We start from the raw sequence: 14754 nt of genomic DNA, 5'->3' as shown, positions 1-14754 counted from the left end.
GCTGTTCGCCCGGGGTGACGGCGTTCCGGAACCGGCTGGCCCGGAGCGGCCGTCCCGGCCGGGCGGGCTCGGTCCTGACAGCACCTGCTGCCGCTGGCGGCTTTCGAGTTTCTCGCGAATTCCCCGCACGAAATCGAAACGAAGCAGGCAAAATCAGACATTACCGAACAGGGGCCAGGGTGACGGAAGTTGACTTGCCATTTCATTCCAGCCGCCCATTAATAGGTATTTCCGATTTCACCCCTCGCCGACATCCGGCTGAGGGTGCGAATACGACAACGCCGCAGCGGCGGGCATTCACGGCATGTGAAACGATCAGATCCGCTGCGGGACACGGGCGCGGCGGCGTCCGGCCGCCGGACCGGCGCCCAGCAGGTCCCGGTAGAGCGCGTCCACCTGTTCGACCACCGACCGCACGTCATGGCGGGCCACCGCGTGCTCTCGCAGCCGCGAACCGCGTCGCTCGCACTCGATCGGATCGGACAGCGCTTCGGCCATTCGGGTGGCGAGCGCGGTCGCGTCCTCCGGCGGCACCACGGCACGCTCGCGCTCGGCCGGCGGCAGGCACTCGCGGGCCCCCGGCACATCGGTCAGCAGCACCGGCCGGGCGGCCGCCATCGCCTCCAGCGGGGCCAGCGCCATCCCCTCCCAGCGCGAGGGCAGCACCACCAGGTCCGCCGCCGCCAGCCACGGCCGCGGGTCGGGCACGTCCCCGACCAGGCGGACCCGGGAGGGCTCGGCCGACTCGCGCACGGTGGCGGCCAGGCGGGCCTCGTCCGGTCCGCCGCCGACCAGCGCCAGCCGGGCCTTCGGCACCCGGCGCAGCACCTCGGGCCAGGCGGCGAGCAGCACGTCCTGGCCCTTCTGGCGGCAGAGCCGACCCACGCAGACGGCCAGCGGGGCGTCCAGGTCCAGGCCGAGCGCGATCCGGGCGGCCCGGCGCTCGGCCGGCGCGTAGTGGCGGACGTCGACGCCGTTGGGCACCACCGCCCAGTCGGCGTGCAGGCCGGCCGCGACCCCGTCGGCCCGCTCCTGGACGCTGACGCAGAGCAGCCGGTGGGCCCAGCGGGTCGCCAGCCGCTCCCAGCGCAGGGTGGCGGCGGCCAGCGGGCCGTCCACCGCGGCGAACGACCAGGCGTGCGGCTGGAAGACCGTCGGCACCGCGCCGCGGATGGCCAGTCGGCCGGCCAGCCCGGCCTTGGCGCTGTGCAGGTGGACCATGTCGGGCGCTGCCGCGCGGACGAGCCGGCGCAGCCGCCAGGCCTCGGAGGCGGTGGCCGGGCCGGGCGAGCGGCGGGCCGGCCAGTCCTGCACCAGAGCACCGACGGAGGCGGCCTCCCCGGCCAGCCGGCCGCCGCGCGGACAGGCGACCAGCACCCGGTGGCCGGCCTCGCGCTGACCGCGGACCAGGTCGACCACCACGCGGGCGACCCCGCCGTCGACGGGTTGGGAAATGTGAAGGATCGTCATATGCACGGCGGCGAGCCTAGGGTGGCGCCGCCGCGCCCGGGGTCCGCCGTCACCCGCAGGTGGCGGCCGTCCACCCGTACGGCTTGCCGCTCGTACGGGTGGACGGACCGCTCGAATCCCCGTCCGATCCGGACGGCGGGGTCAGCGGACCTCGTCGGCCAGGTTGGCCAGCACCTGGTCGTGGATCCGGTTCAGGCCCTTCGGGGCGAAGGTCCGCTCGAAGAAGCCGCCGATGCCGCCGGCGCCCTGCCAGGTGGCCGAGACGGTCACCTTCGACCGGCCCTCACCGGCCGCGGCGACCGTCCAGGTGATCACCATGCTGGAGTTGGCGTCCTGCTCCACCAGCTGGTCCGGCTTGGGCGCCGAGACGGTGAACAGGCAGTCGCGGACCCGCTTCTCGGTGGCCTGCAGCTTCCAGTGCACCTGGGTGCCCGCGCCGTTGCCCCCGGCCCGGACCTCGTACTCGCTGTACTGCGCGGGCAGCAGCTTGGGGCGGGTCACCTGGTAGTCGGCCAGCGCCTCGTACACCCGCTCGGGGGCGGCGTCGTAGACCCGCTCGGTGGTGGCCAGCACCTGTCCCATGACCTTGCTCTCCTCGTCCGTGGTTTCCGGTTCCACCGGCAAGCCAACCACAGCGGACGGCCCGGGACAGCTCAGGGGCCCGGCGCCGCCGCCGACTCACGCCAGCCGCAGCCCGCCGGTGCGCTGCGCCCGGGCCTCGCCGAGCCGCAGGGCGAGCACCGCGCCGGCCAGCAGCAGCGCGCAGAGCGCGGCCAGCCAGGCGAGCCGGGGTGCCAGCTCGCCCAGGCCCCGGCCCTCCAGCAGGGCGCCGCGCACCACCGCCAGGCTGCCGGTCAGCGGGAGCGCCGCGCCGAGCACGCGCAGTACGCCGGGCAGGGCGAAGGCGGGCAGCCGGACCCCGGCGACGAACCACATCGGGTCGTCCAGCACCGTGTAGACGAAGGTGGAGTCCCGGGAGAACACCATCAGGCTGTTGAGCAGCGCGCCCCAGGCCACCGCGGGCAGCAGCAGGGCCAGCAGCACCACCGGGTACATCCACGGGCCGGCCACGTCCAGGGCGCCGAAGCCGAAGGCGGCGGCGCCCAGGAAGCAGGTCAGCAGCCAGGCGTTCTGCAGCAGGGCGCCGGCGCCGTTGGCCAGCATCAGGACCAGCCGGTCGGCGGGCGAGAGGAAGAGCAGCTCCAGGGTGCCGGTGGTGCGCTCGAACGCGAAGTTCCACGCGGACTGCACCAGGGAGAAGAAGAACGCCCAGGCCAGCGCGCCGGTGGCGAGGAAGCCGAGCAGCCGGGCCGGGTCGGCGGCGAGCGGCCAGCGGGCCGCGCCCGCCGAGCCGGTCGCGACCGGGTGCAGGGTGTAGTAGGTGGCGGCCAGCTGGAGCAGCGGCCAGACCAGCATCGAGGCCACCACCAGCGGCTGGCCGAAGAGCGTGCGGTGCTGCTTCAGCGCTTCGGCGGCGAACACCTTGCCGGCGTGCCGCAGGGCGCGGCGCCCGCCCCGCGGCGCGGGCCGGGGGCGGCGGGTGCCGCTGCCCGGACGGGGCGGCGGGAGGGTGCGGCCGGCGGGGTGCGGCGCGCGGACGCCGCGGTCGGCGGCCAACAGCAGCGCGTCGACGGAGGCGGTCATGCGGCGACCTCCGCCCGGGCGGCAGCGGGCGCGGCGGCGGAGGCGGCCTGCGCGGCCCGGTCCTCGGTGAGCGCCAGGATCGCGTCCTCCAGGCTGGCCGCGGTGACCTCCAGACCGCCGATCGCCCCGCCGGCGGCGACGATCGCCCCGGCCAGCGGGCCGGCCACGTCCTCCGGGTGGCGGACGCCGACGAGCAGCGCGCCCTCCGCGGTGGCGGTCAGCTCGGCACGGACGCCCAGCCCGTGCGCGAACCGCGCCACGGCCTCCTCCAGCTCCGGCGAGGGGTTGGTGACGGTGACCCGGACGCTGCGGTGGCTCCCGGTCGCCGTCTTCAGCGCGTCCGGGCTGCCGGCGGCGAGGTGGCGCCCGCCGGAGATCACGTACACGTGCTCGCACAGCTCCTCGACCTCGGCCAGGTAGTGCGAGGTGAGCAGCACCCCGCGGCCCTCGGCGGCCAGGGCGGCGACCACCCGGCGCAGGTCCCGGGCGATCGGCGCGTCCAGGCCCAGGGTCGGCTCGTCCAGCAGCAGGTAGGCCGGGTCGTTGATCAGTCCGCGGGCGATCGAGAGCCGCTGGGTCATGCCGCGCGAGTACCGCTCGACCGGGGTGTCGGCGGCGTCGGTGAGCCCGACCAGTTCCAGCAGCTCGCCGACCCGGGTGCGCAGCACCGGGTTGGGGACGTCGTAGAGGTGTCCGAAGTAGCGGAGGTTCTCGGCGCCGGTGAGCTTGCCGTAGACCATCCGCTCGCCGCCGGCGATCAGGTTGATCCGGCGCCGGGCCTCGCGGGCGTGCTCGACCACGTCGAGGCCGTCCAGGGTGACCGTGCCGGACGTGGGGCGCAGCAGGGTCGCGAGGATCTTGATGGTGGAGGTCTTGCCGGCGCCGTTCAGCCCGAGCAGGCCGGTGACCCGGCCGCGCGGGATCTCCAGGTCGAGGCCGTCGACGGCGGTCTTCACGGCGCGCGGGCCGAACAGGCCCTTCTCCCGGGTGCGGAAGGTCTTGCGCAGGGCGCGGGTGCGGATCATGTCAGAAGCTCCGTTCGACGGCGCGGCGTTCGGCGGCGGGCAGCAGCCGCAGGCCGAGCAGCAGGTAGCCGAGGCTGAGGGCGAGGCAGGTGACCAGGCGCGGGGCGAGCTCGCCGAGCGGCCGCCCCTGACCGAGGGCGTCGCGCAGCACGTCCATGGCCGAGGTGACGGGCAGCAGCTCGGCCAGCCACTGGGCCGGTGCGGGCAGGTAGCTGTTCGGGAAGGTGATGCCGCAGAGCAGCGAGACGGCGAGGAAGACGGTGTTCTGCGAGATGTGCGCCTCGCCGGCGACGATCATCAGCGCGCCGAGCACGACCGCGACGGCGAAGACCGCGGCGGTCAGCGCCACCACCCCGGCCAGGGCGGCCAGCGGGTGCCAGGCGGGCAGCGTGACGCCGAGCAGTGCGGCGAACCCGCCGAGCAGGCCCACCTCGACGGCGGTGTTCAGCAGGGCGAAGCCGGTGAAGCCGAGCAGGTACGGCAGCCGGCCGGCCGGCGCGATCAGCAGCGCGCCGAGCGTGCCCTGGCGCTGCTCGGTGATCAGCGCCTTGCTGCTCCAGAGCAGCATCCGGACGGTGAACATGTAGCCGGCCGCGCCGATCGCGATGTAGCCGAGGTAGTCGGCGCCGCCGGTGCGGGCGGTGAAGTCCTCGGCGACCGTGCCGCCGCCGATGGCGTGCAGGCCCAGGTAGGACAGGCCGATGGTGAGGACGCCGATCAGCAGGCAGCCGACCGCGTAGGACCACGGGTAGGCCCGGCTGGTCATCGTCCAGGTGCGGCGCAGCGTCGCCCAGGCGACGGGCATCTGCTCCCCCTCTCGTTGTCGTGAGGCGTTGAGTTCCGATTAGGAACTTACAAGTTCCCTTTCGGAACTCGCAAGGGGGTGCAAGGATGGACCGTCCACATGGTGAGAGGAGCAACGGGTGCTCAGAGACGTGCCCGAGCGGGATGCGAGCTGCGCGATCGCCCAGTCCGCAGCCGTGATCGGCGACTGGTGGAGCATCCTGATCGTCCGCGAGACGGCGCGCGGCCGGCTGCGCTTCGACGAGCTCCAGCAGGAGCTGTCGATCTCGCGCAAGGTGCTCACCGAACGGCTCGGCCACCTGACCGAGGCCGGTGTACTGGAGCGGGTGCCGTACCAGAGCGGCCCGGTCCGGTACGAGTACCGGCTCACCGACTCCGGGCGGGCGCTGCTGCCGGTGCTGGTGGCGATGCAGGACTGGGCCGACCGCTGGCTGCTCGGCGACGGCGCACTCTCCGGCTCCGCCGCCCCCGACAGCGCCGAGGCCGCCCGGATGGCCGCGCTGCCCGGCACCCGGCTGCCCGCGCTCACCCTGCCCGCGCACACCGGCGGCGCGCTGGACCCGGTCGACCCGGCGGCCGGCGCCACGGTGCTGTTCTGCTACCCGGCCACCGGGCGGCCCGCGCCGCTGCCGGCCGGCTGGGGGGACATCCCCGGCGCGGTCGGCTGCACGCTGGAGAACCGGCTGTTCCGCGAGGCGTACCCGGAGTTCCGCGCGGCCGGCCTGGCCCTGCGCGGGATCTCCACCCAACGCCCGGACGAACAAAGGGAGTTCGCCGAGGCCGAGGAGATCCCGTTCCCGCTGCTGTCCGACCTGGACGTCCGGCTGGCGGCCGCGCTGCGGCTGCCGACCTTCCACGTCGGCCAGGGGCTGCGGCTCAAGCGGGCCGTCCTGGTGCTGGACCGCCGGCGCACCGTGCGCCGGGTGGCCTTCCCGGTCACCGACATCCCGGGCGCCGTCCGGCAGGCGCTCGCCGACGCCCGCGCCGTGGCGGCGGAGGAGGCGGCGTAGAACGCGGGCCCCGCCGCACGGCCGTAATCCGTTCGCGTCGGGGGCGGGTGGCCGCGTTAGGGTGGCCGGTGTGCTCGATCAGGTGACAGCTCTGCACTACGTCGACCCGCTGCGGGCCGGCGGCTCCGTCCCCGGTGTCGTGGAGACCGACGACCTGGGGACGTACGTGGTCAAGTTCACCGGCGCCGCCCAGGGCCGCAAGGCGCTGGTGGCCGAAGTGATCGTCGGCGAACTCGCCCGGCGGCTCGGCCTGCCGGTGCCCGAGCTGCGGCTGGTCGACTTCGACCCCGCGGTGGCCGCGCACGAACCCGACCCCGAGATCCAGGACATCCTCCGGACCAGCGCCGGGCTCAACCTCGGGATGGACCTGCTGCCCGGCGCCCGGGACTTCAGGCCCGGCATGATCGATGTCGACCCGGTCGCGGCCGGCCGGATCGTCTGGCTGGACGCGCTCACCGGCAACGTCGACCGCACCGTACACAACCCCAACCTGATGGTCTGGCACGGGAAGCTCTGGCTGATCGACAACGGCGCCGCACTGGTCTTCCACCACCGCTGGTCCGGAGCCGCGGCCGCCGTCGGCCGCCGGTACGACCTCAGCGCCCACGCCCTCGGCGGCTACCGGCCGGACGTCCCGCTGGCCGACCGGGAGCTCGGGCCGCTGGTCACCGCCGGCCTGCTGGAGGAGGTGGTGGCGCTCGTCCCGGACGCGTGGCTGGCCGACGAGCCCGGCTTCGACTCGGTGGAAGCGTTGCGCCGCGCCTACGTGCACCACCTGGCCGCCCGCGCGGAGCTCTCCGCGGAGTGGCTGCCGGACGAGTTCCCCACGGCCGAGCAGCTGCGCGCGGCGGAGCTCCAACGGGCCGCCCGGACCAGGGCCGGCCGTCCCGCCTGGCTCCAGGAGGTGCCGGACCTGCACGGCAAGCCGTCGGTGGAGACGGTCTGGGACCACCACTTCGAGTGACGGGCCCACCGCCCGGACGCCCACCGCCCGGACGCCCACCGTCCGGACGCCCACCGCCCGGCTCCGGGCAATCGGCTCCGGGCAATCGGCTCCCGGCTCCCGGCCCCCCGACACCGACCCGGCGTCAGCCCGCGGCGGGGCGGACCCAGACGAAGTACTCGACCAGCGTCCCGACCAGCAGGCCGGAGCAGAACAGCGCGAAGAGCGCGGCGGAGTTCACCCGGCGCACCGCCGGCGAGAACAGCGCCAGGGCGGGCAGCAGCAGGCCGACCGCCGGGCCGGTCGCCAGTAGCAGCAGGCGGAGCAGCACGGCCCCCGTCGTGGTCCCGTCGGTGGCGAGGCCGCTGATGCCGATCGCCAGGCCGGCGAACGCCATCAGCGTCAGCACCGGTGCGGCGACGAGCAGTTGGACGACGGCCAGCAGCACCCACGGCCAGTTCCGCGCGCCGCCCGGGCGGTCGGTCGGCCACGGTCGGCCAGGGTAGCTCTGTGCCATGGTGCGCTGCTCCTCGTACGGCGGGTTCCACTCGGTCGTGCGGAACCATTGTGCGGATCGGCCCCGGGCCTTCGCCTGAGTACCGGTACTCAAAAATGCCGGTGGGGAGCGGGACCAGTCAGGTCCCGCTCCCCACCGTACGTCGTCGCGTCAGCCGGTCAGGCGGTCAGCGCGTCAGCGCCACCACTGGACCGCCTTCTCGGCGTTGATGATGCCGGCGCCGTAGAAGCCGTTGTCGTCCGCGCCGCCCTCGCAGGTGGCGGTCCACTCGCCGGCGCCGCCCGGGTTGTACGGGCCCGACGGGCAGGCGTGCGACTCGGCCTGGTTGGTGAGCAGCTCGGTCAGCTCCTCCGCGCTGGCCCACGGGTGGGTGCTGGCGAGCAGCGCGAGCACACCGGCGGCGTGCGGGGACGCCATCGAGGTGCCCTGCATGTAGCCGTACTTGCCACCCGGGATGGTGGACAGGGTGCGGCCGTTCTTGTCCGGGGTGTCCGGGATCTGGTAGCGGCGGTCGCCACCGGGGGCGGCCACGGTGACCTTGCCCTTGCCGTAGCTGGAGTAGTACGACTTGTCGCCGTTGACACCCACCGAGGAGACGGAGATGACGCCGTCGAGCTCGGTCGGCAGGTTCAGGCAGTCCTGGGTGATCGGACGCTCGCCGGGCGTGGTGTCGTCCGGGCTGGCGACGTCCTTGGTCTTGTGGGCGAGGTCGATGTTCTCGTTGCCCGCCGCGGCCACGTTGAGGACGCCCTTGCGCTGCGAGAACTCGACGGCGCGACGCACGGCGGTGGTGATCGCCGCCTGGTCCGCGTCGTTCTGGCAGTTGAACATCCAGGGGTCGACGAAGTAGCTGTTGTTGGTGATCTTGAAGTGGTGCTCACCGGCCCAGACGAAGCCGCAGACGGCGTACTCCGGGTAGATGAACCCGCCGTCGTCGACGACCTTGACCGCGGCCAGCTTGACGTCGGGGGCGATGCCCTCGATGCCCTTGCCGTTCTTGGCGGCGGCGATGGTACCGGCCACGTGGGTGCCGTGGTCGCCGTCGACGCCCGGCTGCCAGGCGTCGAAGGCGGTGTTCGGCTTGCCGCCGTCGATGCAGGAGACCGACTGCGAGGCGTCCACGTTGGCCTTGAGGTCCTCGTGGTTGGCGTCGATGCCGGAGTCCAGGACGCCGACGGTGACCTTGTTGCTGCCGAGGGACAGCTTGTGGGCCTTGTCGACACCGATCTGGCGCATGTCCCACTGGTTGGCCCAGTAGGGCTCCTCGCCGGCGGTGGGCGCGGCGGCCGGCTCGGCGGCGACCTCGGCCTTGCGGCTCTCGGCGGCGGTGATGCCCTTGGTGCGGCTGGCGCCGACCGACTGGACGCCCTTGGCCTTGCGCAGCTTCGCGGCGAACTGGGTGTCGGTCGAGCGGGCGATCACGACGCCGATCTGCTCGTACGAGTACACCACGCTGCCGCCGAGGGTCGTGATGGCCTTCTCGACCTTCTGCACCTGGCCGTGGTTGGCCTGGGTGTTGACGACGTAGCTCAGCAGCGGCCCGGTCGTCGGCTCGGCCCCGGTGGCCGCGACGGCGGTGCCGGCGGGCAGAGCCAGGGCGCCGGCCGTGGCGAGCACGACGCCCACCGCGGCGAACCGGGTCCGGCTGATCCGAGGAACACTCATAGGGGTTGGCCCTCCCGAGTCGTCGTGCAGCTGCAGATGGCAGGTGCAGTGGAATGATCGGGACGCTAGTGAACATGCGTAGTAATCCGCAAGAGGTAGTCATCTAATCGACACCGTTCGATCACCTGCGAAGGTTGCGCCGTCTGGGCGGCAGACCCTTCGTCAATCCATACGGTGAATATCCGGTTGACACGGAATTTGCTACCGACAGGGCGCAGACGATCCATCCTGAAGAGGCGTAGACGGAGTGTCCATGACAGATTCTGTCGGGATACCGCGGCTCAGAGGCGGTACAGCCGGCGGGCGTTCTCGGCGGCCACCTGCCGGGCGAGGCGCTGCGCGTCCGGCGCCGAGCAGGCGCCGTCGGCCAGCCAGCGGTCCAGCAGCGTGCCCAGGCCGTGCCGGAACTGGGCCGCGCCGACCAGGTACAGCTCGGGCAGGCCGTAGGCGTCGGTGGAGAAGAGCACCTTGCCGAACGGCGCCAGCTCCAGCATCTCGCCGAGCACCGACGCCACCCGCGGCCCGACGTACGAGGCCGTCAGCCCGAGGTCGGTGTGGACCTGCGGGAAGGCCTGGGCCAGCCAGGCCGCCTGGCGGTGGTACGGGTAGCCGTGCAGCAGCACCAGGGGCACCCCGGTCGGCTCGGCCGCCCGGACGAAGTCGGCGAGCAGCGACGGGTCGGCCCGGTGCAGGGTGAGGTCGGGATCGCCGAAGCCGGTGTGCAGTTGGAGCGGCAGGCCGAGCTCGGCGCAGACCTCCAGGGCCGTCCAGAGCAGGTGGTGCAGCAGCACCGGGTCGGTCAGCCGGCCGAGCCCGGCCTGCAGTCGGCGCCCCGCGGCCGCGACCACCTCGGGGCGGGCCGGGCGCTCCGCGGGCACCGCCAGACCGTGCCGGTAGGCCAGCACCGACTTGACCGCCACCGCGCCGGTGGCCGCGGCCGCCAGCGCCTCGCGGACGGCGGCCGGCCAGGCCCCGGCGTCCGCCGGCACAGCCTCGGCGACCGACTCCAGCCGGACCACCTCGCGCACCCGGGCCCCGGAGGCCTCGGCGAACTCGCTGAGCGGCAGCAGCGGATGGCCGGCCGCCGCGGTCAGCCCGGTGTCCAGCAGACAGGTGTCCAGCGCCGCCGCCGCGAGCAGCCGGCGGGTCGCCTCGGCGGCCCCCAGCTCGCGCCGGCGGGCCAGGTAGTCGGCGGCGGGAGCGTGCACGGGCAGCCCGAGCGCGGGCGGGCACCAGCGGCGGACGGCCAGGCCGAGCGCGCTGTCGAACGGCGAGGTGCCGGGTGCGGGCGGCCGGTCGGACTCGGTGAGCAGGCCGGCGAGGGCGTCGTCGGCCAGGTCGGCCGCCACCACGCTGTGGCAGTGGTGGTCGACCAGGGCCGGGACGTCCAGGGACGGCACCGCTCAGTACCTCCAGCGGGTGGCCGCGACCAGCCGCTCCGGGGTGGCCGCGGCGTACTGCTCGCTCTCCGCCCGGCGCACCGCCAGCACCGCCTCGTACAGCGGCTCGCCGAGCGCCTCGCGCAGCACCGAGGACTTCTGGTAGGCCGCGATCGCCTCGGCCGGGCCGGTCGGCAGCCGGGGCACCGTGCCGGGTGCGGCCTCGGCCGGGTCCCCGGTGAACTCCGGTGGCAGGGCGAGCCGCTGGTCCAGGCCCGCGAGCCCGGCGGCGAGCACCGCACCGACCATCAGGTACGGGTTGGCGGTGGCGTCGAAGCACTTGATCTCCGCGTTGGCCGCGGTGGTCCGCTCGCCGGTGGAGCCGGTGACCAGCCGCAGCGCGGCCTCCCGGTTCTCCAGGCCCCAGCACTGGTAGGCACCGGCCCAGTGCGAGGGCACCAGCCGCAGGTACCCGGCCGGGCTGGAGGAGCCGAGCACCAGCAGCTCCGGCAGGGCGCCGAGCACCCCGGCCAGGAAGCCCTCGGCCTCGGCGGTGAGCCCGTGCGGGCCGGAGCCGCCGCGGGCCAGGTTGTGGCCGTCGCGCCAGAGGCTGAGGTGGAGGTGGCCGCCGTTGCCGACCGAGCCGGCCTCGACCACCGGGGCGAAGGACGCGCGCAGGCCGTGCCGGGCGGAGACCGCGCGGACCGTGTGGCGGACCAGGACGGTGGTGTCGGCGGCCTCGACCGGCCCCTCCGGGGCGACCGAGACCTCGAACTGGCCCGGCGCGTACTCGGGGTGGATCTGCAGCACCGTCAGGCCCTGCTCCCCGAGGGCGCGGAGCACGTCCCGCAGGTAGTCGGAGAGGTCGGTCAGCCGGTGCATGCCGTACGCCGGGCCGTGCGTCGGGTACTGCGGCTCCTCCTGCGGCGCCCCGGCGAGCGCGACCACCCACTCGACCTCGATGCCGGCCTGCAGCGTGATCCCCCGCGCGGCGGCGGCGGCCGTCGTCCGGCGGGCGAACAGCCGCTGGCAGCCGGGGTACGGGGCGCCGTCCTGGGTGTGGCGCTCCCCGGGCGCCCAGGCCCAGCCGGGCTGGGCGGCCAGCGGGACCAGCCGGTCGACGTCCGGGTAGAGGCGCAGGTCGCCGGTGGGCCCGCCGATCAGCCGGCTGGTGGTGATGGTGTCGTCGGCGAGGAAGACGTCGAAGCAGGGCGCGGCGCCGACGCCCCACTCGGCGGCGTGCACCAGGCCGGCGAGCGGGACGGCCTTGACCCGGGTGATGCCGGCGTTGTCCACCCAGGTGACGGCGACCGCCTCGACCCCGGCGGGGCGCAGCCGCTCCACGGCCGCCTGCGCCCGCTCGGCCCGGTCGGCGCGCGGCGGCAGGGCGACGGCGGCGAGCGAGCCGGCGGCCCGCCCGCCCGCGGACCGGGCGGCGGCGCCAGCGGGCTCGGAGGGGTCGGCGAGGCCGGCGGACACGACGGTTCCGGTGCTCATGCCTCCATGCTGCCCCGGCGGTTGGGCCCGCGGAACTCCCCTATCGGGTGGTCCGGGCGGACGGGTGTCCTCCGGTTCACTCGTCCGGCTGGAACAGGGCGACCAGGTCCCCCGCGGTGAGCCGGGCCACGGCGTCCGGCGCCTCGTCCAGCCGCCCCGGGTAGAGGCGGTAGCCGGCGCCGGACAGGCCCGCCGGGGCGGGCAGGTCGGCGTGCACCAGGGCGGTGAACGCCCGGGCACCGGCGAGCCGCCCGGCCAGGGCCTGGGCGGTGTCGTCGGCCGGGGCGCCCTCGCGCCGGTCGGGCCGGTGCCGGGCGTGCAGCCGGGCGGCGAAGGCCGCCGCCGGCTCGTCCGCGGCCCGGCGGTAGGCGTCGAGCCCGGCGCCGCCCCGGGTGCGGACCAGCACCTCGTCGGTCCGGGCGGCCGCGGTGGCGCAGGCGAGGTCCCAGAGCGTGGCACGGGAGCCCTCGGCGAAGTGCGCCAGCACGTCCGCGGCGAGCGTGCCGATCCGGTCCCGGTGCCGCCAGACGTTGTGGAAGCCGCCGGACGCGCCGGTGTTGAGGTCGGTCCAGGTGTACGTCCGCTTCGCCAGGTCGACGATCATCGGCACGCAGACCTTGGCGTCGCCGGTCAGGTCGAGCCGCTGGCGGACGGCCTTCGGGACGAAGCCCCCCGGCTGCTGCCGGGCCGTCGTCCCGTCCAGCTCCAGGAACCCGGCGAAGGCGTCGGCGAGGTCGTCGAACGGGACGTCGTTGTAGCTGAAGACGACGGCCACGGCGTAGCGGGCGCCGCCCGCGGCAAGCGCGGGCAGGTCCAGGTCGACGAACTCGGTGGCGCCGTGCGGCGGCGGCGCCGAGGTGAAGTCGCCGGAGTGCACCGCGGCGCGCAGGCCGTGCACCAGGTGGGTGTAGTCGCAGAGGCCCGCGAAGCGCCACTCGTCGTCGTAGAACGCGACCGAGAGGTCGAGGTCGACGCGCTGCGTCGGGCGCTGCATCCAGTGCAGGAAGAGCCGGACCGTGCGCCCGTCGGGCAGCCGCTGGACGCTGCCGCGCGGCACGGCGACCAGCGTCCGGGCGCTCGCCCGCTCGGCGAACGGCACCACCAGGTCGGCCAGGCCCTCGTCCAGGACGGCGAGGTCGAACCGCTCGTGCCGGGCCGCGCGGCGCAGCAGCTCGGCCTCGATCAGCGTGCAGACGGGTGCGCTGAGCGCCGCCGGCACCTTGGTACCCCAGTCCTCGCGGGCGTGCGCCAGCGCGACCCGCCCGCGCGGGAAGTACAGCCGGCGCTCGCCGCGCGTGCGCGGCGCGCGCAGCCGCCCGTACGCGCCGAGCAGCGGGCCGGGTGCGACCTTGCGCAGTGCGGCCGGCAGCGTCTCGGCGAGGGCTGCGGGCAGCGGCGCGCGCGGGTTCCAGCTCTCGTGCACCCGGAGCAGGTGGTGCAGCCGGCGGACCAGCTCGCCGGGGCGGCGGGCGAGCAGCCGGACGGCGTCCGGCACGTCCCCGGTGGCCAGGGCCCGTTCGACCGCGGCGGCGAAGCTGACGGCGACCAGCCGGGTGTGGCCGCCGGGCGTCGTGCCGACCGTCAGCGGCGCGGGGGCCGCGCGCAGTTCGGGGCCGACGCCGTGCAGGTCGAGGTCGGTCCTCCGGAGCACGGCGAAGGCGGCGGCCGCGTACGGGAAGCGGTCCCGGTGCTCGTAGGGGTGCAGCAGCTCGCCGGCGCGCAGCCAGGCCTGGCGGTGCCGGCCGAGGTCCTCGGCGAGGGTGCCGACCGGGAACGCGTCGAGGACCGCCAGCAGCTCGCGGCGGAGCGGGCGGGGCAGGTTGCGCAGCCTCAGGCCCTTGGCGGTGGCGGGCAGCAGGTCGGGCTCGGCGCCGGACCAGGCCCAGAGCAGCCGCAGCACGTCGGTGGCGGTGGTGAGGTGGCCGGCCAGCAGCGGGCGGGCGCTCTCCGGGTCGCGGCGCAGCAGGGCGGCGAGCACCGTGGCGCGGCTCTCCCTGACTGGGATCTCGGCGGGCAGCCAGGCGGCCGGGTCGGCGGGGGTGTGGTCCAGCAGGAGGGCGAGGTCCGCCCGGTCCTGCGGGTTCAGCGGGGTGCGGCGCGCGAGCAGCGCGGCGGCCTCGGTGGCGGCGACGGCGGGCGTGTCGGTGCCCTCGGCCAGCCGCAGCGGGCGCAGCACGGCGTCCGCGCCGTGCTCGCGGGCGGCGTTGCGGACGGCCTTGGCGTCCAGCGGGAGGTGGCGCGGCTCCTGCAGCGGGGCGTCGCAGAGCGGGCAGTGCCCGTAGCCGGCCAGCTCGTCGTGGCAGTCGTCGCAGACCAGGTGGGCGCAGGGCGCCAGGGCGCCGATGCCGGCCTCCGCCCCGGGACGGTCGCAGCAGCAGCACGGCTGGTCGGGCCGGTTGAGCAGGAAGGCGCGGACGTGCGCCGAGTAGAGGCTGTGCGCGTGCCGCGGCGCGCCGTCGGGGAAGCCGCGGAACAGCGGCCGGTGCCGGCGGTCGGCGCCGAGCGCGCCGTCGATCCGGCTCAGCAGGGCGGCGCCGGTCCCGGCCAGTTCGGTCGGCCGCAGCCGGGCGAGCGCGGCGCGCAGTGGCCGGGTCAGCACGTACCCGCGCTGCGCGAGGTCCGCCTCCAGCACCACCAGCCCCTGGGCGCTCCACGGCTCGGGCTCGCCCGGGGCGGCCCCGCCGGGGACCACCACGGAGCCGTGCCGCCGCAGCAGCAGCGCTTCGAGGGCGTCGTCGGGCGTGGTGGTCTTCTGCTTCTTCACTTCCTGCTCCCCCTGGATACGACAAAGCGGGGGCGG

Annotated in this window: 12 protein-coding genes; 2 read left to right on the top strand and 10 right to left on the bottom strand. The window is 75.2% G+C overall.

From position 1 onward, the window contains the following. Positions 1–315 precede the first annotated feature (315 nt). The 5 genes from RMN57_RS27740 to RMN57_RS27720 all read right to left on the bottom strand — a co-directional run bounded on the left by RMN57_RS27740 (position 316) and on the right by RMN57_RS27720 (position 4944). A complete protein-coding gene (locus RMN57_RS27740; RefSeq protein WP_313767988.1) occupies positions 316–1470 on the bottom strand; it encodes a glycosyltransferase in 1155 nt (384 codons plus the stop codon). A gap of 141 nt (positions 1471–1611) precedes the next feature. Beyond that, entirely contained in the window at positions 1612–2052 is a 441-nt protein-coding gene (locus RMN57_RS27735; RefSeq protein ID WP_313766016.1) for an SRPBCC family protein, read from the bottom strand. Between the two features lie 96 nt (positions 2053–2148). After that, positions 2149–3114, bottom strand: a complete 966-nt coding sequence (locus RMN57_RS27730) for an ABC transporter permease (RefSeq protein ID WP_313766015.1) — start codon at positions 3112–3114, stop codon at positions 2149–2151. Further along, positions 3111–4139, bottom strand: coding sequence for an ABC transporter ATP-binding protein (locus RMN57_RS27725; protein WP_313766014.1), 1029 nt, complete (start codon positions 4137–4139; stop codon positions 3111–3113). Before RMN57_RS27725 ends, RMN57_RS27730 begins: the two co-directional genes overlap by 4 nt. A gap of 1 nt (position 4140) precedes the next feature. After that, the gene (locus RMN57_RS27720) at positions 4141–4944 is read right to left on the bottom strand and encodes an ABC transporter permease (protein ID WP_313766013.1); all 804 of its coding nucleotides are present in this window, start codon (positions 4942–4944) and stop codon (positions 4141–4143) included. Positions 4945–5062: 118 nt separating this feature from the next. Between RMN57_RS27720 and RMN57_RS27715 the strand changes: the two genes are divergently transcribed. Beyond that, positions 5063–5953: a winged helix-turn-helix transcriptional regulator gene (locus RMN57_RS27715; RefSeq protein WP_313766012.1), complete on the top strand. Its 891-nt coding sequence runs from the start codon at positions 5063–5065 to the stop codon at positions 5951–5953. Between the two features lie 70 nt (positions 5954–6023). Further along, positions 6024–6917, top strand: a complete 894-nt coding sequence (locus RMN57_RS27710; protein ID WP_313766011.1) for a HipA family kinase — start codon at positions 6024–6026, stop codon at positions 6915–6917. Positions 6918–7041: 124 nt separating this feature from the next. Here RMN57_RS27710 and RMN57_RS27705 read toward each other — a convergent pair whose 3' ends face one another. From RMN57_RS27705 to RMN57_RS27685, 5 genes are all read right to left on the bottom strand, one after another. Next, positions 7042–7413: a hypothetical protein gene (locus tag RMN57_RS27705; protein WP_313766010.1), complete on the bottom strand. Its 372-nt coding sequence runs from the start codon at positions 7411–7413 to the stop codon at positions 7042–7044. 174 nt (positions 7414–7587) lie between these two features. Further along, the gene (locus RMN57_RS27700; protein ID WP_313766009.1) at positions 7588–9078 is read right to left on the bottom strand and encodes a S8 family serine peptidase; all 1491 of its coding nucleotides are present in this window, start codon (positions 9076–9078) and stop codon (positions 7588–7590) included. 281 nt (positions 9079–9359) lie between these two features. Next, a complete protein-coding gene (locus tag RMN57_RS27695) occupies positions 9360–10478 on the bottom strand; it encodes an amidohydrolase family protein (RefSeq protein ID WP_313766008.1) in 1119 nt (372 codons plus the stop codon). A 3-nt stretch (positions 10479–10481) separates the two neighbouring features. Beyond that, the gene (locus RMN57_RS27690; RefSeq protein WP_313766007.1) at positions 10482–11954 is read right to left on the bottom strand and encodes a glutamine synthetase family protein; all 1473 of its coding nucleotides are present in this window, start codon (positions 11952–11954) and stop codon (positions 10482–10484) included. A 76-nt stretch (positions 11955–12030) separates the two neighbouring features. Beyond that, positions 12031–14718 carry an MXAN_6230/SCO0854 family RING domain-containing protein gene (locus tag RMN57_RS27685; RefSeq protein WP_313766006.1) on the bottom strand — a complete coding sequence of 896 codons (2688 nt, stop codon included), beginning with the start codon at positions 14716–14718 and terminating at the stop codon, positions 12031–12033. Between the last annotated feature and the right edge of the window lie 36 nt (positions 14719–14754).

Source organism: Kitasatospora sp. CM 4170, assembly GCF_032110285.1.
GTDB lineage: Bacteria > Actinomycetota > Actinomycetes > Streptomycetales > Streptomycetaceae > Kitasatospora > Kitasatospora aburaviensis.
The sequence above is the reverse complement of the archived record's forward strand: the minus strand, read 5'-3'. Positions and strand labels throughout refer to the sequence as shown.